This is a genomic window from Pseudomonas sp. H2_D02, from assembly GCF_054677635.1.
The window spans coordinates 2,245,735-2,264,121 of the sequence record NZ_CP162816.1; the positions used below are offsets into that span (position 1 = coordinate 2,245,735).

Below are 18,387 nucleotides of genomic sequence, written 5' to 3' on the forward strand. Positions count from 1 at the left end.
AGGGTATTTCAGTGTTGCTGGATCAGAGCAACTCAAAGCTCTGCTGCTTCACATCCTGGGAATCCAGGCCGATCTGCACGTTGAATTTGCCTGGCTCTGCGGCGTACTTGAGCTGGGCGTTGAAGAACTTCAGGTCGTCTTCGGTGATGTCGAAGTGGATGACCTTCTTCTCGCCGGCCTTGAGCATCACCTTGCGGAAGTTTTTCAATTCCTTCACCGGACGGATGATCGAGCCGGTCACGTCCTGGATATACAGCTGCACCACGGTTTCGCCGTCACGGTCGCCGGTGTTTTCCAGGGTGATGCTCGCATCCAGCTTGCCGGTCTTGTTCAGCGTGGTGGACGACAGGGCCATGTCCGACAGGCTGAACGTCGTGTAGCTCAGGCCATAGCCGAACGGGTAGAGCGGGCCGGTGGTGTCGTCGAAGTACTGCGAGGTGTAGTTGCCTGGTTTGCCCGGTGTGAACGGCCGACCGATGCTCAGGTGGTTGTAGTAGGTAGGAATCTGCCCGACGGAGCGTGGGAAGGTGATCGGCAACTTGCCCGAAGGGTTGTAGTCACCAAACAGCACGTCCGCGATGGCATTGCCGCCTTCGGTGCCGCTGAACCAGGTTTCCAGGATCGCATCGGCCTGCTGTTTTTCTTCCAGCAGCGACAGCGGACGGCCATTCATCAGCACCAACACCAACGGCTTGCCGGTGGCCTTCAGGGCCTTGATCAGTTCGCGCTGGCTGGCCGGGATATTCAGTTCAGTGCGGCTCGACGATTCATGGGACATGCCACGGGACTCGCCCACGGCGGCCACGACCACGTCCGCTTCCTTGGCGGCTTTAACCGCTTCATCGATCAATACCTGTGCCGGACGCGGGTCGTCCACGACTTCAGGGGCGTCGAAGTTGAGGAAGTTCAGGTAGTCGAGCACTTTCTTGTCGCCGGTGATATTGGCACCACGGGCATAGATCAGCTTCGACTCACCGCCCAGGGCCCGGGCCATGCCGTCGTACACGGTGACCGACAGCGCCGGACGCCCGGCGGCGGCCCAACTGCCCATCATGTCGATCGGCGCCTTGGCCAGCGGGCCGACCAAGGCGATCTTCGCGGTTTTCTTCAGGGGCAGGGTCTGGTTGCGGTTTTCCAGCAGCACCAGGCTGCGGCGCGCCACGTCGCGGGCATCGGCGCGGTGCATGCGGCTGTCGGCGTAGACGTCGGCGGGGTCATCCTCGGCCTTGCCGATACGCAGGTACGGGTCCTTGAACAGGCCCATGTCGTACTTGGCGGCCAGTACTTCGCGGACCGCATTGTCGATGTCGCTCTGCTCGATCTCGCCAGCCTTGAGCAGGCCGGGCAGCTCCTTGCCGTAGAGCGAGTCGTTCATGCTCATGTCGATGCCGGCCTTGATCGCCAATTTGGCCGCTTCGCGACCGTCCCGGGCGACGCCATGCTTGATCAACTCGAAAATCGCGCCGTGGTCGCTGACGGCCAGGCCCTTGAAACCCCATTCCTTGCGCAACAGATCGTTCATCAGCCAGGTGTTGGCGGTGGCCGGTACGCCGTTGATGGAGTTCAGCGCGACCATCACGCCGCCTGCGCCAGCGTCGATGGCGGCGCGGTAGGGCGGCAGGTAGTCCTGGTACATTTTCACCGGGCTCATGTCCACGGTGTTGTAGTCCCGACCGCCTTCCACGGCGCCATACAGGGCGAAGTGCTTGACGCTGGCCATGATGCTGTCGGCTGCGTTCGCACCGCTGCCCTGGAACGCCTTGACCATCACCCCGGCAATGCGCGACACCAGGTAGGTGTCTTCGCCGAAGCCTTCTGAAGTCCGGCCCCAGCGAGGGTCGCGGGAAATATCGACCATCGGTGCGAAGGTAATGTCGAGGCTGTCGGCCGCCGCTTCCTTGGCTGCGATGCGGCCGGAGCGGTAGATGGCATCCATGTCCCAGCTCGAGGCCAGGGCCAGGGGAATCGGGAAAATCGTGCGATGGCCATGGATCACGTCATAGGCGAAGAACATCGGGATCTTCAGCCGGCTGCGCATGGCCGCGTCCTGCATCGGACGGTTTTCATCGCGGGTAATGGAGTTGAACGTGCCGCCGATGTTGCCGGCGGCGATTTCCTTGCGGATCATCTCCCGGGGCATTTCCGGGCCGATGCTGATGAGGCGCAGCTGGCCGATCTTTTCCTGAAGGGTCATCTGTTTCATCAGGTTGCTGATGAAAGCGTCCTTGTTCTCTATGGGGGCTGGCGGGTTGTCGGCTAATACGGATTGACTGGCCAGGGTGACAAACAGGCCCAGCAAACACAGCTTCTTCATGAATAGTTTTCTCGCAAGCCTAAAGGGCGGTGATCAGTACACGCCGGTCAGCCTAAATGTGAGGAGCGGCTATTGTTGTTCGGGTGTTATCCAATTAAATGCAGCACACTTTCGAACCTGTGGCGATGAACTTAGTTTCGCACCGCGCATCTTTTAGCCCATAGATCCGATTCGATCCAGTGCGGCGGCGATTATGCCCCAGACACCGGCAAGATAGGTGGCGGTGTTTTGTTAATGCAATGCAACGGAGAGCTTCACCTGATGAATCCACGACTGAACCACCGCAGCGGCCTGCAACTGCTGGCCCTGATGCTGTTCACCACACTGCTGGCCGGTTGCGGCATCAACAACATCCCGACCCTGGACGAACAGGCCAAGGCGGCCTGGGGCCAGGTGCAGAACCAGTACCAGCGCCGCGCCGACCTGATTCCCAACCTGGTAGAGACCGTCAAGGGCTATGCCCAGCATGAGCAGGAAACCCTGACGGCGGTGATCGAAGCGCGGGCCAAGGCCACTTCGATCCAGGTCGATGCCAGCACGCTGGACAATCCGGAAAAACTCAAGCAGTTCCAGCAAGCCCAGGATCAGTTGAGCGGCGCGTTGAGCCGCTTGATGGTGGTGTCCGAGCGCTACCCGGACTTGAAGGCCAACCAGAACTTCCTGGCCTTGCAGTCGCAGCTCGAAGGCACCGAGAACCGCATCGCCGTGGCCCGTCGCGACTTCATCCTGGCGGTGCAGAAATACAACACCGAAATCCGCACCTTCCCCGGTCGCCTGTGGCACAGCGTGATGTACAGCGACTTGCCGATCCGCGAGACCTTCGAGGCCACCAGCCCGAATGCCGAAAAAGCGCCTGAAGTGAAGTTTTGATGAAGCAGCCTCAAGCCCCGAGCAGCAAGCTGCAAGTCCAGGCAACGCGCACTGCTTTCGGCTTGAGGCTTGCTGCTCGAAGCTTGAAGCTGTTCATGTTGTTGCTCTGGGCTTTTGCAGCCACAGCCCAGGCCGAATTGAGCTTCCCGGCGTTGACCGGGCGGGTGGTGGACTCCGCCCAACTGCTCGACCCGTCGGTTCGCACGCAACTCGATGGGCAACTCAAGGCCCATGAACAGGCGACCGGCGAACAGGTGGTCGTCGTCACGCTGGCCAACCTCCAGGGCGCCAGCATCGAAGACTTCGGCTATCAATTGGGCCGCCACTGGGGCATCGGGCAGAAAGACAAAAACAACGGCGCGCTGCTGATCGTCGCCCGCGATGATCGTAAACTGCGCATCGAAGTGGGTTATGGCCTGGAGGATCGTCTGACTGATGCCCAGAGTTCGGTGATCATCAACCAGGTAATCACCCCGGCGTTCAAGACGGGCAATTTCAACAAGGGCATCAGTGACGGCGTGGCGGCGATGCTCGTGGTCCTGGGCGGCAGTTCCCTCGATGAACCGGCAGCCGCGTACAACGCGGGTGAGCAGGACGAGAGGGATTTCGTCGAGCGCCATCCGGGGCTGTTCATCTTCCTGGCGATGCTTTTCATCCTGACGATATTCGTCTGCCAAGTGCTCGGTATCCTGCCCAGCGGCGGCGGTTCCGGTGGTAGCAGTTACAGAAGCGGCGGTGGTGGCTTCGGTGGCAGCGGAGGCGGTGGCTTCAGCGGTGGTGGCGGCAGTTTCGGGGGCGGCGGTTCGTCGGGCGGCTGGTGAGAACAATAATGAGCGGGCTTTTTCAAACATGGCATTACTGACTGAACACGAACAACGCAAAGTGGCCGAGGCCATCGCCCGGGTCGAGCGCGACACCGACGCCGAGCTGGTCACGGTGCTTGCCGCCCGCGCCGATGACTACGCCTACATCCCGTTGCTATGGGCCAGCCTGCTGGCACTGGTGGTCCCCGGCGCCTTGCAGTACCTGACAGGTTGGCTGACCCTGCACAGTCTGCTGTGGGTGCAGTGGGGTAGTTTCATCGTGCTGTGCCTGGTGTTTCGCATGCCTGGCATCACCACGCACCTGATCCCTCGCTCCGTACGCCACTGGCGGGCTTCCAACCTGGCGCGCCGGCAATTTCTCGAACAGAACCTGCACCACACCGTGGGCAGCACCGGCATGCTGATCTTCGTCTGCGAGGCCGAGCGCTATGTGGAGATTTTGGTGGACGAGGGCATTTCCAAGCGACTCGACAATACACATTGGGATGCGATTGTCGCGGTGTTCACCCAGCAGGTTCGCCAAGGCCAGACGTTGCAGGGTTTTGTGACGTGCATCGAGGCCTGCGGCGAATTGCTCAAGGAGCACGTACCGGTGACCCATGCGCGTAATGAACTGCCGAATCGGTTGGTGGTGTTGGGCTGAGTGTCTGCCGGACACCGTTGTGGCGAGGGGATTTATCCCCGTTGGGGGCGTAGCCCCCTTTAGCCGACAGCCGGTTATGGGTCGAGATCTGTTGTCTGATTTGGGTCTGCTGCGCAGCCCAACGGGGATAAATCCCCTCGCCACAGGAAATTCCCCGTGCCCTGGCACCCCATCCCCCCTAAAATACCCGCCATTCCCGATCCGCCCGCCCCGAGGCTGCTTCTCCATGTCCGTCACTGCAACTCCCGCCCGTCCCGCGCCGGATCACCACGCCCAGTTCATCGCGCTGCTGCAAGCCAATCTCGAGCAGAACGCGTTCATCAAGCTGGTGCTGGCCAAGTACGTCGGTGACGAAACCGATCTGCAGCGGCTGATCATCAAGCAGCTCACGGTCAAGGATCAGCCTTGCCTGTCCTTCGTCTATCGCTACAAGACCCGCGACATCACCAAGAATTTCCCGCTGGCCGAAGGCGTGGATACCATCGCCGCGCTGTTGCCGGCTTCGTTCAAGAACGCGCACCTGCTGGCGATCACCGACGAGGCGCAATTGGAGTACAGCAAGAAGGGCAAGAGCTCGCTGTTCAAGAGCAAGCCCCAGCAACTGCGGGAGGTGCCATCGACCGAGCACAACCGCGAGAAGAACCGCTTCCTCGACTTGAGCCGGCCATTCCTGGCTGACCTGGGCGTAACCAATCACAAGCACGAACTGATTCCGGCGATGTCGCGCAAGTGGAAGCAGATCAACAAGTTCATCGAGGTCTTCAGCCATGCGCTGACGTCTTCGCCGCTGGCCCTGGACAAGCCGGTGCGGGTCTCGGACTTCGGCTCGGGCAAGGGCTACCTGACCTTCGCCATCCACGATTACCTGCGCAACACCTTGCAGGCCGAAGGCGTGGTGACCGGGGTGGAGTTGCGCGAAGACATGGTCAAGCTGTGCAACGAAGCCGCCGCGCGGCTGGAGCACCCGGGCCTGAGCTTCCAGCATGGCGACGTGCGCAGCGTGGCGCCGAGCGCGGTGGATGTGATGATTGCCTTGCACGCCTGTGACATTGCCACCGACTACGCGATCCACATGGGCATTCGCTCGGGCGCCTCGATCATCATGTGCTCGCCGTGCTGCCACAAACAGATCCGCCTGCAGATCCAGAGCCCGGCGCTGCTCAAGCCGATGCTGCAATATGGCCTGCACCTGGGCCAGCAGGCGGAAATGGTCACTGACAGCTTGCGGGCGTTGTTCCTCGAAGCCTGCGGCTACGAGACCAAGGTGTTCGAGTTCATTTCCCTGGACCACACCAACAAGAACAAGATGATCCTCGCAGTCAAGCGTGCCGAACCGGTGGATCCCGCCGAACTGCTCGCCAGGATCGAAGAACTCAAGGCGTTCTATCACATCACCGAGCACTGCCTCGAAACGCTGCTGCGAGCGGATGGCTACCTCGCCGCACAGCACTGACCTCTTGTGGGAGCGAGCTTGCTCGCGATGAAACGATAACGCGGTGTGCCTGAAACACCGCATCGCCTGAATCGCGAGCAAGCTCGCTCCCACGAGGGGCAGAGGTACAGCCCGTCAGGTAATCAGCGCTTATCCCTCACCTACCGATGTACCGGTCTACCTTTAATGCGTCCACCCTCACGCATTCCAAAGGAGCCCAGTCCATGGCCGCAAAGAAAATCCTCATGCTGGTCGGCGATTACGTCGAAGATTATGAAGTCATGGTGCCGTTCCAGGCGTTGCAGATGATCGGCCACACGGTGCATGCCGTGTGCCCGGATAAAACGGCTGGCCAGACCGTCCGCACCGCGATCCATGATTTCGAGGGCGACCAGACCTACAGCGAAAAAACGGGGCATTTGTTTGCCCTCAACCATGACTTCGCCAAGGTCCTGGCCGCCGATTACGATGCGCTGCTGGTGCCGGGCGGTCGCGCTCCGGAATACCTGCGCCTGAATGAAGAGGTCCTGCAACTGGTGCGTGATTTCGATCTGGCCGGCAAGCCGATCGCCGCGGTGTGCCACGGTGCGCAATTGCTCGCGGCGGCGGGCATCCTGGAAGGCCGCGAGTGCAGCGCCTATCCGGCGTGTGCCCCGGAGGTGCGCTTGGCCGGCGGGACTTTCATCGATATTCCGGTAACCGAAGGTCACGTCCAGGGCAACCTGGCCACGGCACCGGCCTGGCCGGCGCATCCGAACTGGTTGGCGGGGTTCCTGACGTTGCTGGGCACGGCGATTACCCTGTAGACGTCACCGGGAGACTACACCTCAACCGGCACTGCCAGCTTCGGATCGCCCAGCGGATGACTCTTGGCATCGAAGAAGCGCAGCTCAATGTCCAGGCCTTGGAATAGCTTGGCGTAATGCCGTTTCTGGTGCTGGATACAAGCCTGGCTGCGCGGGTAGATCGAGATGGCCAAGGTTCTCGGCGCGGCCTGGCGCAGGGCATCAACGATGTGGCTGTCCTGCTCGCCCAGGGCGTGGCCGAACAGGCACAGGTTGTCGCCGTGCTGCAGCAACTGGTCGTAGCAGAACGACAAGTAGTCACTGCTGCGGATGGTCTTGAGTTTGTCCTGGCTCGGGCCTTCGTTGATGAACAGTGGGACATCATCGAGGGTCTTGAGGGTGTTGTTGATGGCGAAACTGCCCAGCAACGTACCCTCGGTGGAGGTGAGCTTGCGTGCCGTGCCGTCCTGGTTGCGCACCAGGTGCAAGCCACCGTGCAAGTACAGCAGGCATGGTTTATCCGTGTTGGCCTGGCTCAGGTCGAAGCTGTGATCGGCTCCCAGGAACAGGTCGGTGACGGTGTCGGGAGCGTGCTGGATCGCCCAGTAGCTCAGCAAATCGTAGTTGGTCGTGAACACCGTGCGGTAGCGGCCCAGTTCCTGGTTGAGACGTTGCAGGGTCGACGCTTGCACCAGTCGCCAGGGGATGTGCATGGCGTGCACGGCGTTGATCAACGCTTCCTTGATCGCGTAGTAGCGATTGCGCGGCGCGGCGGAGCTCACCGCCAGGGCCTTGTTGACCCGGCTGGTGGTTTTCAGCGCACCCAGCACCTGCTCGAAACTGCGGGTCTGCAGCGCATCGAACACGCTCAGCTCCGACGGACTGAGGGGTTTTTCCTCGACGGTACGGGCGTTTTCGAACAACGAGTCATAGCCGAAATCGTCCCACACGGCGCGGCTGGCGCCGTTGCCTACCAACAGGCCGCTGAAGGCCGTGTCGGCGCGCAAGGTCTCCCAATCTTCGAGCCGGGCGTCGTATTCCTGGAAATCGGTCATTGCGAAAGTCATCTCAAAACGTGGCAAAGGCAGGGCGTGACTTTATCACGACCCAGTCTTGAGCCAGATCAAGATACGTTGTGACCAGTCGGTCAATCCTGTACGCCCCTGCCGATCCGGCCTCTTTCAGGAGCGTGTCCCCATGAGCAGCACTTTTTTCATTCCCGCCGTGAACATCATGGGCCTGGGTTGCCTCGACGAGGCGATGACCGCCATCCGCAACTACGGCTTTCGCAAGGCACTGATCGTCACCGACGCGGGGTTGGCGAAGGCCGGCGTGGCCTCCAAGGTGGCCGAGTTGCTGGCATTACAGGATGTCGACGCGGTGATCTACGACGGTGCCAAGCCCAACCCGAGCATCGCCAACGTTGAACTCGGGCTCGGCTTGCTGAAGGAAAGCCGCTGCGATTTCATCGTGTCGCTGGGTGGTGGCTCTCCCCATGATTGCGCCAAGGGCATCGCGTTGTGCGCGACCAATGGCGGGCAGATCTGCGACTACGAAGGCGTCGACCGCTCCAGCAAGCCGCAACTGCCGCTGATCGCCATCAACACCACGGCCGGCACCGCCAGTGAAATGACCCGTTTCTGCATCATCACGGACGAGACGCGTCATGTGAAAATGGCCATCGTCGACCGCAACGTCACGCCGCTGATGTCGGTCAACGACCCAGCCCTGATGGTGGCGATGCCAAAAGGATTGACCGCCGCGACCGGCATGGATGCGCTGACCCATGCGATCGAGGCTTATGTCTCCACCGCCGCCACGCCCATCACCGACGCCTGCGCCCTCAAAGCGATTACCTTGATCAGCAACAACCTGCGCCTGGCCGTGCGTGACGGCAATGACTTGGCGGCGCGGGAGAACATGGCTTACGCACAGTTTCTGGCGGGGATGGCATTCAACAATGCTTCGCTGGGTTTCGTGCATGCGATGGCGCATCAGTTGGGCGGTTTCTATGACTTGCCCCATGGCGTGTGCAACGCCGTGTTGCTGCCCCATGTGCAGAGTTTCAATGCCGCGGTCTGTGCCGTCCGGCTGACGGACGTAGCCCATGCCATGGGGGCCGATATTCGTGGGTTCAGCCCTGAAGAAGGTGCGCAATCCGCCATCGCGGCGATTCGCAGCCTGGCCGTGGATGTGGACATTCCAGCGGGCTTGCGTGAGCTGGGCGTGCGCCTCAATGACGTGCCGGTACTCGCCGCCAACGCCTTGAAGGATGCCTGCGGCCTGACCAACCCGCGAGCGGCGGACCAGCGCCAGATCGAGGAGATTTTCCGCGGCGCGTTCTAAGTGGCCCGAGGCGGCATGAACCTGACGCACAACATCGCCGCCATCGCCAACAGCGTGCACAACAGCGCCAATGGCCAGGCCTGTTGACTCAACAACAGGCTGGCCAAGGCGCCGATCGCGGAGGCCATCAACTGGTGCAGGAAACCGCTCAGTGCCATGGCGTATGCGCCGGCGACTGGCGAGCCCTCGTTCGCCAATGACAGGCTGATGGGGTAGTTCAACGACTGGCCGAACACCGCGAAGCAGTACGGGAGCCAGAACAGCAGGGCAACACTGGCCAATGCAATGCTTCCCGCCAGCATGGTCACGCTGCCGCCCAGCACGAGCGCGATGCCCCAGACCATCAGTCGACGCTGGCCGGTGCGTAGCACGAATGCATTCACCGCCAACGCGCCGAGCAGGTACGCCGCGCTGATCGGCCAGCCCAACAGGCCGTATTCGATGGCGGACCAATGGAAACTTTCCTGCAGGATCAGCGGCGCGCCGGTGTTGAAGGCGATGATCACGCCATACCCCAGCCCACCTGCCAGTGCAGGTAGCAGAAAACCGCGATGCCTGACGATTTGGCCGTACACGTGCCACGCCGATTGCCCACTGTTTACTTCGGTCAATATCGGAAACCGGGCCCTGGACACCGCCGCTGCCATCACCAGGCTGACCGCACCCAAGCCCAGGAAAATCGCCTCCCACCCGAACGCGACCTGGATCAACGAACCGAGGTACTGGCCGATGCCGAGGGCAACCACGAAGGCGATCGATATCCACGACAGCGCCTTGGCCAGCAGGTCGCCGCTGAACGTGTCGCGGATCAATACTCGCGCCATCACCGAAATACCGCTGGCACCGATGCCTTGGAACAACCTGAACGTCAAGAACGCTTCCAGTGACGTGCCCAACGGCAAGGCCAGGTTGCCCAGGCCGTACAGGACCAATGCCGTAAGCAAGACGGGTTTGCGCCCGAGCCGCTGGCTCAGGCTGCCCCATGACAGCATGGGCAGCGCCATGCCGATCAGGTAGACCGACAATCCCCACGACACCTGGGCCGCATTGGCCTTGAGGTCCAGGGCAATGTCAGGCACGGCCGGCAGGTAGATGCTCATGCCCAGTTGTGCGAGGAAAACGGTGGCGCAGGTGACGATCAGGGTTGTGCGGTTGTTCATCAAGGGCTCGATTCAAGGGCGAGTGTCGCGCCCGTGGGCCAACAGCAGGTCAATGACCTGCTCGCAGAACGAACGGATCACCTCAGGCGTCATGTCGGCACGCAGGGTGATCCGGATCGCGGCTTTGTCTTGTGGCACCACGGGGAAAAAGACCGCTGAGGTGAAATACCCCAGTTCGGCGAGTTCAACCGCGAGACGCGTGGCCAGGACCGCCTCGCCGCAGTGCACCAGGCGAATCGCCATGGGGCTGGCGTACTGTTCGGTGCGGATAAGGCTGTCGAACAGCCGGATATTAGCTTGCAAACGCTCCTGCAACGAACTGAATTCGGGACTGCGGTGCAAGCGGATCGAGGCCATGCCTGCGCCGATAGCGGCCGAATTCAGGCTTTGCGACCAATTGCTTGGGCCGCCGTAACGTTGCACCAGGGTCTTGTGCCGTTCACTGCCAAACATGGCCAGTCCACCGCTGGCACCGAATGATTTGGCCAGCGAGGCGACAATCAGGGTGCGTTCGTCCACCGCCTGGATTCGCGATCGCACCAGGCCAATGCCGGAGGGCCCCACGGCGGACAACGCATGGGAATCGTCCAGATAAAGGAACAGGCCATGGCGCTGCTTGAGACACATCAGGCTATCCAGGTCCGCCATGCCGCCCATGCTGTAGGCGCTGTCCGCCACGTAGGTCACGTTAGCGTGGCGTTTGCACACGTCTTCGAGGAAGTCCATGTCGTTGTGTGGGCAGGTGATGACCTGGGTTTCATCCGCACAGGCGGCCTTGATATGGTTCATCGAGTAATGGGCCTGCTTGTCGAAGACCATGACCGGTGGTCGATTGCCGGTCAAGGCACCGCTGGCCAGCAACGGCAGTATTCCCGAGCTCGCTGCGCTGCAAGACAATGCACTGAGGCAACTGGCGCCGAACAACTCCGACAGTTGGCTTTCGTATTGGTCGAGGATTTCCAGCTTGCAGCGATTTTTCGAGTTGGCAACGCGCAGGGTTCCGGCTTCCCATAGCGCCGTCATGGCTCCATCCAGCAAGGCGGGGTGATAATCCAGGCCCAGGTAGGATGTCGTACAGAAGTGGTGGAAGGTCCGACCATGCTGGTCGACCAGCACATTGGGGCTCTCGATGTGCACATTCAATCCGGCGGCTTTTCCGGTGTCGGCGTTCTGCCAGTCCTGGTCCGCCAGGGAAATCACCTTGCGATAGTTGCTGAAGCGATGGGGTGGTAGCGCAGTCTGGTTCATGGTTCGAGTACATTCCTTGGTGATGCGTTGCTGTCCGTGGGTGTTTCACTTTGTGTGTATGTCGAGACTTTACAGACTGCTGGGCAGGGCTTTGAATCGGCTGTTTCCGGTGTATTTGAGAGTGATCGGAGAGTTCTACGTAGGACCTTGCCTAGGGAGATGGACGGGAAATCCATTTGCGGCGTGGGAGTAGGGTTTCGACCCGTGAATTTGCTGCGTTTGCTACCCTGCGCGCGTGGTCAACCCATTGAATATGGATTTCGCTTCGGTCTTGTCCATCGCGTGTTGGCAAAATGATGTCAATTTTCCAAGGGCGGTCCCATTGCCTGCGCTATCCTCATCGGTAATGTGGGTATACGTGGTTGCGCATGTCTGCAGGGCGGCGCGGATTGACGGATGCCCGGTTCTCCCATGGCTGTATCACCCGGATGGCTTACCGCGTCATGGATACTCGAAATCCCGCGCCGCTGGCCAGTTACCTCGATTTGTTGCTGGACGCCGTATGTGCCGTCGACGCCCAAGGCTGTTTCGTGTTCGTCAGTGCGGCGTGCGAGCGCATTCTGGGCTACACGCCACAGGAGCTGATCGGCCGGCGAATGATCGACCTGGTGCATCCCGCCGACCGCCAGCGGACCCTCGACGCTGCGCGGGAAATCATGGAGGGCGAGCCTAAGCTCAATTTCGAGAACCGCTACCTGCGCAAGGACGGTGGCGTGGTGCATATCCTGTGGTCGGCCCGCTGGTCGGAGGCTGACCAACTGCGCATCGCGGTGGCGCGTGACATCACCGAGCGCAAGCAGGCGGAGTCCCGTCAGGCGGCGTTGTATGCGATCTCCGAGGCAGCCCATGCCGCCGCCGACCTGCTGGCCTTGCTCAAGCGCGTCCACCTGATCATCGGCGAGTGGCTACCGGCGCTGAATTTTTCGGTGGCGCTGTATGACGAGCAATGCGAGCAGATCGACTTTGCGTATCACGTCGACGATCGAGAGCGACAACCCGAATTGCCCGGTACGATGATCGGACGCTTGTGCGCCGAAGTCATCCGCAGTGGTCAGCCGATCCTGCTCACCCCCGGTTGCAGTGCCTTGCCCGCGGAGTTCCATGACCTAGTGTCGACGCCGCAATCGCCTTGTTGGCTGGGCGTGCCGCTGAATTCGCAGAACGGTACGATCGGTGCCTTGATCGTCAAGAGTGCCCCGGACAGCGAACGCTACACCGAACAAGACAAGGAATTGCTGCAATACGTCTGTGCGCAGATCACCCTCGCCATCGAGCGCCAGCAATTGCACGCCCGGTTGCAGCACATGGCGCAGTACGACCAACTGACCCAGGTGCCCAATCGCGAGCTGCTGCGCGAGCGGTTCAAGGCTGCGCTGGCCACGGCCCGTGCCGCGTCGGGGCGGATGGCCTTGCTGTATATCGACCTGGATCGTTTCAAGCAGGTCAACGACACCTATGGCCACGGCGTTGGCGACATGTTGTTGCAAGCGGTGGCGAGTCGGCTCAGGGGCTGCATACGCGAAACCGACACCGTCGCGCGCATCGGTGGTGATGAATTTGTAGTCTTGTTGCATAGCATCCAGAACGTCACAGACGCCGAGCGGGTGCAGGCAAAAATCCGCCGTGCATTGGCTGAGCCGCTGCGGCTGGATGGCCACTGCCTGAGTATCGAACCGAGCATCGGCGTGGCCTGCTTTCCCGACCATGGCACCGAAGACATCACCCTGTTCCGCCACGCCGACGAGGCGATGTACGCCGCCAAGCGTCACAACCACCGAGCCTTCGGCATCTGAGTCCGCGCCACCGTTCGTCGTGGCATTCGTGTGTTTTCCAAACCTTGAGACTTGGGCCATTTCCAATGAAATACCGGGCATGCGTGCCCGTCATTTCTTGCAATACGGAGGGCCGGGCCATGCGCGGGTCTAGCAACATTTATCCGGGAAACGTCGCCCACGATCGAACGAAGGTGTCCGAAGCAGGTCGCAAAAGTGGGAGAACCACCATCGCGAGCGTCGATAAAAGCCCGCTGAAGGCCGAGATTGGCCGCAAGCCGGGTCGCACGTCTCGCTGAATATCCAATGGTGGTTCTGATTTCTGCGACGGAAATTGCGTCGCGACTTTATTTCAGAGGAGGGCGCGACCATGAGCCGGATGGCCACCTTTTTACGCACCACCAGTGTTGTCGTGCTGATGGGCCTGGGTGCCAACAGTGCCTGGGCCCAGTCACCTGTCGAATTCATCAACGATGCATCCGCCAAAGGCATGGCCGACATCGAGGCCAGCCGTGAGGCGCATTCGAAAGCGGAGTCACGGGAGGTCAAGGACTACACCATCATGGTGATCAACGACCGCACCACCGCCAACCAACATTTGGCGAAAATCGCCAAGAAGCTCGACTTGCCTGTCGCGCCACGGGAAGAAGTGGCGGACAAGGCCAAGACCCTGATGCCGCAAGTGGCCGAGGGCGAGTCGTTCGAAGCGGCTTATGCCGCCAGCCAGGTCAAGGCCACTGAAGAAGCCATCGAGCAGATCCAGCAGCAGGCCCAGACCACCGACGTGCCGGAGATCAAGGCGTTCGCTGACGAAACGCTGCCCAAGCTGCAGACCCATCTCGAGATGGCCAGGGCGTTGCAGGCCAGTCGCTGATCCACTGCGCCGACTTATGTTCAGGACCGGGGCGCCAACGTCCCGGCTCGTTTTGCCCGCAAGAAAGGAGAACCTCGATGTCTACACGCCGAGAACCCAACCAATACGCGATGCAGAATCCGCTGACCCAATACCCGCGTCCGGAATTTCCGGACCAGCCGCAGTCCCCGCCGGGCATCGACCAGGACATGCTGCCGCAACCCGATCATGGCGAAAAATCCTATCAAGGCTTCGGCCGCCTGGAAGGGCGCAAGGCACTGATCACCGGCGGTGACTCCGGGATCGGTCGCGCCGCCGCCATCGCCTACGCCCGGGAAGGCGCCGATGTCGCGATCAATTACCTGCCCAGCGAAGAGCGCGACGCCCAGCAAGTCATCGAACTGATCAAGGCTGAGGGCCGCAAGGCCATCGCCATCCCTGGCGACCTCAAGGATGAAGCGTTCTGTGCGCAAATGGTCAAGATGGCGCAACAGCAACTCGACGGCCTGGATATCCTGGTCAACGTCGCCGGTAAGCAGGAGGCGCAAAAAGACATCGCCGACATCACCACCGCGCAGTTCGACGACACCATGAAAACCAACATCTATGCGATGTTCTGGATCTGCAAGACTGCGGTGCCACTGATGCCGGCCGGTGCGACCATCATTAATACGGCGTCGATCCAATCCTACGATCCGTCCGCGACGCTGCTGGACTACGCCACCACCAAGGCGGCGATCGTGGCGTTCACCAAGGCGTTGGCCGGGCAAGTCATCAGCAAGGGCATCCGTGTCAATGCAGTTGCGCCGGGGCCGATCTGGACCGTGCTGCAACCCAGCGGGGGACAACCACGGGAAAAGATTCCTACGTTTGGCTCCCAGGTTCCGATGAAACGTCCCGGACAGCCTGCGGAATGCGCGCCGCTTTATGTGCTGCTTGCATCGCAAGAGTCGAGTTATATCACCGGGGAAGTGTTTGGCGTGACGGGAGGCAACCCGTTGCCCTGATGCGCAAAAAATGCGCGAGTGGCATGGACCACTCGCGCCTCTGCATCAGCACTGGTTCAAGTCGATCTTGTTCTTCTGCTCAATACCGTCAAGGCTCTTGGCTTCGTCTTTGCCCATGTCCTGATATTGCTTGCGCAGCGCTTCAAGTTGCTTGAGGTCCAGCGATTCGAGACCGAGCATTGCGTTCTGCGCGTCCTTGGACGCCCGCAGCAATTCATCGATTTTCAAATGCAAGATATCCGTATCGCGGTTCTGGGTGTTCTGGATCAGGAACACCATCAGGAAGGTGATGATGGTTGTCGAGGTGTTGATGATCAATTGCCAGGTGTCGTTGAAACCGAAGAAAGGTCCGCTGGCAGCCCAGAGCGCCAACAACACGATGGCCCCCAGGAATGTCTTGGGGCTCCCCCGCCCAGAGGGACAGTTTTTGCGCGATTTTTGCGAACGTCATTGCCGTGTTTCCTTATGGGATGCACCTGTCTGGTGTGACAGCAACGAGTCGGTGAAAATTCTACTTACATTTCAACCGCAAACGTTCGTCGACGTTCATCGTCCGGCACGATGACAGTCGCAACCATTGCCACGCTCGCAGGTCACTCCTTAAAGCCCCCAGCATCGGAGTCCATCATGAATTTCGCCCGCACTTTTTGCCTCGCCTGCTGCCTGTTCGCCCTGCACGGCTGTTTTGACAACTCGGGTAACGAGACCAAGGACAACACCGACGGCACCAAATCTTCGGTGCAGATGCAGGAGTCCAAGCCGGAGAGCAAATAAGGACCAAACCTGTGGGACCGAGCTTGCTCGCGATGGCGTCAGATCAGCAGCCTCGCTGTCGACTGATTAGCCGCTATCGCGAGCAAGCTCGCTCCCACAGGTTTGTATTTTGTCAGCGGTTGCTCATCGCCCTTGTTGCAGCACCTTCAGCGCTGCCGATGCCAGGAAGCCGGAGCGGCTCTTCTCTTCAGGATGATTCAACACATATTCATCAATCCGGTTGAGCAGGTAGCCGGGCAACGTGATGTTGAGTTTCTGCGCCTTGCCCAGGTATTTGGTCACATCAATATCCACCAGCGCCCAAGTGCAGCCGGCATATTGTGGATTGGCTGCATGCAGGGTAACGGTATTGGCCGATGGAATCGGTGAGCCGTCTTCAGCCAGAATCTCGAAATGCCCCTCGATCGCCTCACGCGCCATCGCCATGGCCTCATCCAGGTCGTCACCTGCGGAAAAACAACCGGGAATATCCGGCACCTCAACACCCCAGGCGTGCTTGTCATCGCCCATGGAAATCGCAATCGGGTAAAGCATTCAATCGTCCTCCGGAAAAACGGGGCAACTGGCTGTCTGGAGAAGGGCCTGTTGCAAGATACTGATGGCCGTCTTCTTGAGCAGGTCCTTCTTGGGATGAGGAACCGTGACCAGCCCCGGTTTGGTCGGGTGCTTGAAGTGATGGTGACTGCCTCGGATACGCACCAGGTACCAACCATCCGCAACAATTTGGCTTATCAAGAATCGGCTATTCACAACACCTCCCTGTGGTGTTATTGGTGGTTACTATACCTACTGATGAGGAATGATCAACACCATAACCACCGTGAGCGACGGTTGGGACTGGTGGGCGCTTCGCTTGAAGTCTAGAAGCGGCGTCGGGCCAGAGCGGGATAGGGCGGGGTTGGCTTTATTTAGGGATGTGAGATGAGGGGCTGATATAGACGTGGCGAGGGAGCTTGCTCCCGCTGGGCTGCGAAGCAGCCCCGGTTTTGAGCCGTTTTCCCAGTAGGACTCCTTTATCCACAGGACCTACGACTGCTGCACAAACGTCAGCCGCACCGCAAAACCAATCAGAAGACTGCCAAACAACCACTGCTGCACGCGCTGGGCCGAAGGCGAGCGCTGTAGCCAGTGTCCAAGCGCCACGCCGATCAATGCATAAGCGCTGTCGAACAGCAGGCCAACGCCGACCAGCACCATGCCCAAGATTGCGAATTGCTCCAGCACCGGCCCGTCCTGTGGATGGATGAACTGCGGCAGCAACACCGAGCAAAACAGCAAGGCCTTGGGGTTGAGCAGGTTCGTCAGCAGGCCGCGCTGGATCGCCTGGTGCCATTGTCGCTTTCCGATCGTAGGTGCGTCTCCTTCGAAGCTGGGCAACAACGTCGTCCGCAAACATTGAAACCCGATCCAAGCCAGGTAAGCAGCCCCGGCCAGGCGCACCACATCGAAGGTCCAAGGTGCCGTCTTGAACAACACCGAGAGGCCCATCGCTGCCAACGCGACATGACATGCCCGGGCAATCCCCAATCCTACCGCCGTCGCTAGCGCCGCGGCCCGGCCCTGACGGGCGCCGGTCTGCAGCACGAGAATCATGTCCGGCCCGGGCAACAGGTACGCCACCGTCAACGCCATGAAAAACAGCCAGAGCTCTGTCATCGCACACCCCCGCAATCAGTGAATTGAAGGTGTCAGTCTATGGCCGAAGGGCAGGGCAGGTGGTTGCGTACTCAGCTTCTAAAGCTTTAGAAATTGGCATAACCTGCCAAGTGGTTCAGTCATATAAATGGAAAATGCCAAATTATGAAACTTGACGGTTACGACCGCAAAATCCTGACGGCACTGCAACGGGACGGGCGGTTGAGCAATGTGCAACTGGCCGAAGAAATCGGCTTGTCGCCGTCACCGTGCCTGCGCCGTGTGCGGATGCTCGAAGAAGCGGGAGTGATTCGCGGCTATCAAGCCATCCTGGACCGCGATGAAGTAGGCCTTGGTATGACGATCTTTGTCGGCATCAAGGTCGAACGGCACACCGACGAAAGAGCCGAGGCGTTTCGTCAAGCAGTGACCGCACTGCCCGAGGTGATCTCGGCGTTCCTGGTGTCGGGCGAGTCCGACTTCCTGCTGCAAGTGGTGGTGCCCGATCTGCGGGCCTATGACCGGTTCGTCACAGGCAAGCTGCTGAAGCTGCCGGGAGTGAGTGATATTCGCAGCAATTTTGCAATTAACACGGTGAAGGCGCCGGGGCCGTTGCCGTTGGGGCATTTGGCTGGGGATTGAGGCCGTTGTCTGTCGTACGCAACTTGCTGGTTTTGCCTACAAACCACGCGGAAATCACCCGCTATCCGTAACCGAGCAGATA

18 protein-coding genes and 1 pseudogene are annotated in these 18,387 nt (G+C 60.3%); 11 read left to right on the forward strand and 8 right to left on the reverse strand.

What is annotated here, in order from left to right:
* Positions 1–22 precede the first annotated feature (22 nt).
* Positions 23–2,314: a beta-glucosidase BglX gene (bglX, locus tag AB4N42_RS10440; RefSeq protein ID WP_030138455.1), complete on the reverse strand. Its 2,292-nt coding sequence runs from the start codon at positions 2,312–2,314 to the stop codon at positions 23–25.
* A 261-nt stretch (positions 2,315–2,575) separates the two neighbouring features.
* Between bglX and AB4N42_RS10445 the strand changes: the two genes are divergently transcribed.
* From AB4N42_RS10445 to AB4N42_RS10465, 5 genes are all read left to right on the forward strand, one after another.
* On the forward strand, positions 2,576–3,184 hold the full coding sequence (locus AB4N42_RS10445; protein ID WP_030138456.1) for a LemA family protein: 609 nt from the start codon (positions 2,576–2,578) through the stop codon (positions 3,182–3,184).
* A gap of 95 nt (positions 3,185–3,279) precedes the next feature.
* Positions 3,280–4,005, forward strand: a complete 726-nt coding sequence (locus tag AB4N42_RS10450) for a TPM domain-containing protein (protein ID WP_460116381.1) — start codon at positions 3,280–3,282, stop codon at positions 4,003–4,005.
* A 28-nt stretch (positions 4,006–4,033) separates the two neighbouring features.
* Complete coding sequence (locus AB4N42_RS10455; protein ID WP_323154537.1) at positions 4,034–4,651, forward strand: TPM domain-containing protein; 618 nt, start codon at positions 4,034–4,036, stop codon at positions 4,649–4,651.
* A gap of 226 nt (positions 4,652–4,877) precedes the next feature.
* A complete protein-coding gene (locus AB4N42_RS10460; protein ID WP_460116147.1) occupies positions 4,878–6,104 on the forward strand; it encodes a class I SAM-dependent methyltransferase in 1,227 nt (408 codons plus the stop codon).
* 203 nt (positions 6,105–6,307) lie between these two features.
* Positions 6,308–6,889, forward strand: a complete 582-nt coding sequence (locus AB4N42_RS10465) for a DJ-1/PfpI family protein (protein ID WP_460116148.1) — start codon at positions 6,308–6,310, stop codon at positions 6,887–6,889.
* 14 nt (positions 6,890–6,903) lie between these two features.
* On the opposite strand, the gene AB4N42_RS10470 is transcribed toward AB4N42_RS10465, so the two are convergent.
* On the reverse strand, positions 6,904–7,923 hold the full coding sequence (locus AB4N42_RS10470) for a DUF4917 family protein (protein WP_460116149.1): 1,020 nt from the start codon (positions 7,921–7,923) through the stop codon (positions 6,904–6,906).
* A 142-nt stretch (positions 7,924–8,065) separates the two neighbouring features.
* Here AB4N42_RS10470 and yiaY point away from each other — a divergent pair, with 142 nt between their 5' ends.
* Positions 8,066–9,214 carry an L-threonine dehydrogenase gene (gene yiaY / locus AB4N42_RS10475; RefSeq protein WP_431144670.1) on the forward strand — a complete coding sequence of 383 codons (1,149 nt, stop codon included), beginning with the start codon at positions 8,066–8,068 and terminating at the stop codon, positions 9,212–9,214.
* On the opposite strand, the gene AB4N42_RS10480 is transcribed toward yiaY, so the two are convergent.
* Entirely contained in the window at positions 9,211–10,374 is a 1,164-nt protein-coding gene (locus AB4N42_RS10480) for an MFS transporter (RefSeq protein ID WP_460116150.1), read from the reverse strand. The two genes, yiaY and AB4N42_RS10480, sit on opposite strands and share 4 nt — an antisense overlap.
* A 12-nt stretch (positions 10,375–10,386) precedes the next feature.
* On the reverse strand, positions 10,387–11,622 hold the full coding sequence (locus AB4N42_RS10485) for an aminotransferase class I/II-fold pyridoxal phosphate-dependent enzyme (RefSeq protein ID WP_217860157.1): 1,236 nt from the start codon (positions 11,620–11,622) through the stop codon (positions 10,387–10,389).
* A 443-nt stretch (positions 11,623–12,065) separates the two neighbouring features.
* Here AB4N42_RS10485 and AB4N42_RS10490 point away from each other — a divergent pair, with 443 nt between their 5' ends.
* From AB4N42_RS10490 to AB4N42_RS10500, 3 genes are all read left to right on the forward strand, one after another.
* A complete protein-coding gene (locus tag AB4N42_RS10490) occupies positions 12,066–13,415 on the forward strand; it encodes a sensor domain-containing protein (RefSeq protein WP_198797113.1) in 1,350 nt (449 codons plus the stop codon).
* 349 nt (positions 13,416–13,764) lie between these two features.
* Positions 13,765–14,268: a DUF4142 domain-containing protein gene (locus AB4N42_RS10495; RefSeq protein WP_198797114.1), complete on the forward strand. Its 504-nt coding sequence runs from the start codon at positions 13,765–13,767 to the stop codon at positions 14,266–14,268.
* Between the two features lie 77 nt (positions 14,269–14,345).
* Positions 14,346–15,254: an SDR family oxidoreductase gene (locus tag AB4N42_RS10500; protein WP_030138467.1), complete on the forward strand. Its 909-nt coding sequence runs from the start codon at positions 14,346–14,348 to the stop codon at positions 15,252–15,254.
* A gap of 45 nt (positions 15,255–15,299) precedes the next feature.
* Here AB4N42_RS10500 and AB4N42_RS10505 read toward each other — a convergent pair.
* Positions 15,300–15,705: pseudogene (locus tag AB4N42_RS10505) on the reverse strand (low affinity iron permease family protein).
* A gap of 176 nt (positions 15,706–15,881) precedes the next feature.
* On the opposite strand from AB4N42_RS10505, the gene AB4N42_RS10510 reads away from it, so the two are divergent.
* Positions 15,882–16,028 carry a hypothetical protein gene (locus AB4N42_RS10510; protein WP_217860155.1) on the forward strand — a complete coding sequence of 49 codons (147 nt, stop codon included), beginning with the start codon at positions 15,882–15,884 and terminating at the stop codon, positions 16,026–16,028.
* Between the two features lie 123 nt (positions 16,029–16,151).
* Here the strand turns inward: AB4N42_RS10510 and AB4N42_RS10515 are convergent, their stop codons facing one another.
* The 3 genes from AB4N42_RS10515 to AB4N42_RS10525 all read right to left on the reverse strand — a co-directional run bounded on the left by AB4N42_RS10515 (position 16,152) and on the right by AB4N42_RS10525 (position 17,684).
* A complete protein-coding gene (locus AB4N42_RS10515) occupies positions 16,152–16,562 on the reverse strand; it encodes a type II toxin-antitoxin system HicB family antitoxin (protein ID WP_323154539.1) in 411 nt (136 codons plus the stop codon).
* Complete coding sequence (locus AB4N42_RS10520) at positions 16,563–16,778, reverse strand: type II toxin-antitoxin system HicA family toxin (RefSeq protein WP_030138470.1); 216 nt, start codon at positions 16,776–16,778, stop codon at positions 16,563–16,565.
* 276 nt (positions 16,779–17,054) lie between these two features.
* A complete protein-coding gene (locus tag AB4N42_RS10525) occupies positions 17,055–17,684 on the reverse strand; it encodes a LysE family translocator (RefSeq protein WP_431144682.1) in 630 nt (209 codons plus the stop codon).
* 144 nt (positions 17,685–17,828) lie between these two features.
* Here AB4N42_RS10525 and AB4N42_RS10530 point away from each other — a divergent pair, with 144 nt between their 5' ends.
* Positions 17,829–18,305 carry an Lrp/AsnC family transcriptional regulator gene (locus AB4N42_RS10530; protein WP_030138472.1) on the forward strand — a complete coding sequence of 159 codons (477 nt, stop codon included), beginning with the start codon at positions 17,829–17,831 and terminating at the stop codon, positions 18,303–18,305.
* Positions 18,306–18,387 lie beyond the last annotated feature (82 nt).

What these genes read in the sequence shown, in the direction of transcription:
- bglX (WP_030138455.1), bottom strand. Translation starts at nt 2,314, where the DNA reads ATGAAGAAGCTGTGTTTGCTGGGCCTGTTTGTCACCCTGGCCAGTCAA.
- AB4N42_RS10445 (WP_030138456.1), top strand. Translation starts at nt 2,576, where the DNA reads ATGAATCCACGACTGAACCACCGCAGCGGCCTGCAACTGCTGGCCCTG.
- AB4N42_RS10450 (WP_460116381.1), top strand. Translation starts at nt 3,280, where the DNA reads ATGTTGTTGCTCTGGGCTTTTGCAGCCACAGCCCAGGCCGAATTGAGC.
- AB4N42_RS10455 (WP_323154537.1), top strand. Translation starts at nt 4,034, where the DNA reads ATGGCATTACTGACTGAACACGAACAACGCAAAGTGGCCGAGGCCATC.
- AB4N42_RS10460 (WP_460116147.1), top strand. Translation starts at nt 4,878, where the DNA reads ATGTCCGTCACTGCAACTCCCGCCCGTCCCGCGCCGGATCACCACGCC.
- AB4N42_RS10465 (WP_460116148.1), top strand. Translation starts at nt 6,308, where the DNA reads ATGGCCGCAAAGAAAATCCTCATGCTGGTCGGCGATTACGTCGAAGAT.
- AB4N42_RS10470 (WP_460116149.1), bottom strand. Translation starts at nt 7,923, where the DNA reads ATGACCGATTTCCAGGAATACGACGCCCGGCTCGAAGATTGGGAGACC.
- yiaY (WP_431144670.1), top strand. Translation starts at nt 8,066, where the DNA reads ATGAGCAGCACTTTTTTCATTCCCGCCGTGAACATCATGGGCCTGGGT.
- AB4N42_RS10480 (WP_460116150.1), bottom strand. Translation starts at nt 10,374, where the DNA reads ATGAACAACCGCACAACCCTGATCGTCACCTGCGCCACCGTTTTCCTC.
- AB4N42_RS10485 (WP_217860157.1), bottom strand. Translation starts at nt 11,622, where the DNA reads ATGAACCAGACTGCGCTACCACCCCATCGCTTCAGCAACTATCGCAAG.
- AB4N42_RS10490 (WP_198797113.1), top strand. Translation starts at nt 12,066, where the DNA reads ATGGATACTCGAAATCCCGCGCCGCTGGCCAGTTACCTCGATTTGTTG.
- AB4N42_RS10495 (WP_198797114.1), top strand. Translation starts at nt 13,765, where the DNA reads ATGAGCCGGATGGCCACCTTTTTACGCACCACCAGTGTTGTCGTGCTG.
- AB4N42_RS10500 (WP_030138467.1), top strand. Translation starts at nt 14,346, where the DNA reads ATGTCTACACGCCGAGAACCCAACCAATACGCGATGCAGAATCCGCTG.
- AB4N42_RS10510 (WP_217860155.1), top strand. Translation starts at nt 15,882, where the DNA reads ATGAATTTCGCCCGCACTTTTTGCCTCGCCTGCTGCCTGTTCGCCCTG.
- AB4N42_RS10515 (WP_323154539.1), bottom strand. Translation starts at nt 16,562, where the DNA reads ATGCTTTACCCGATTGCGATTTCCATGGGCGATGACAAGCACGCCTGG.
- AB4N42_RS10525 (WP_431144682.1), bottom strand. Translation starts at nt 17,684, where the DNA reads ATGACAGAGCTCTGGCTGTTTTTCATGGCGTTGACGGTGGCGTACCTG.
- AB4N42_RS10530 (WP_030138472.1), top strand. Translation starts at nt 17,829, where the DNA reads ATGAAACTTGACGGTTACGACCGCAAAATCCTGACGGCACTGCAACGG.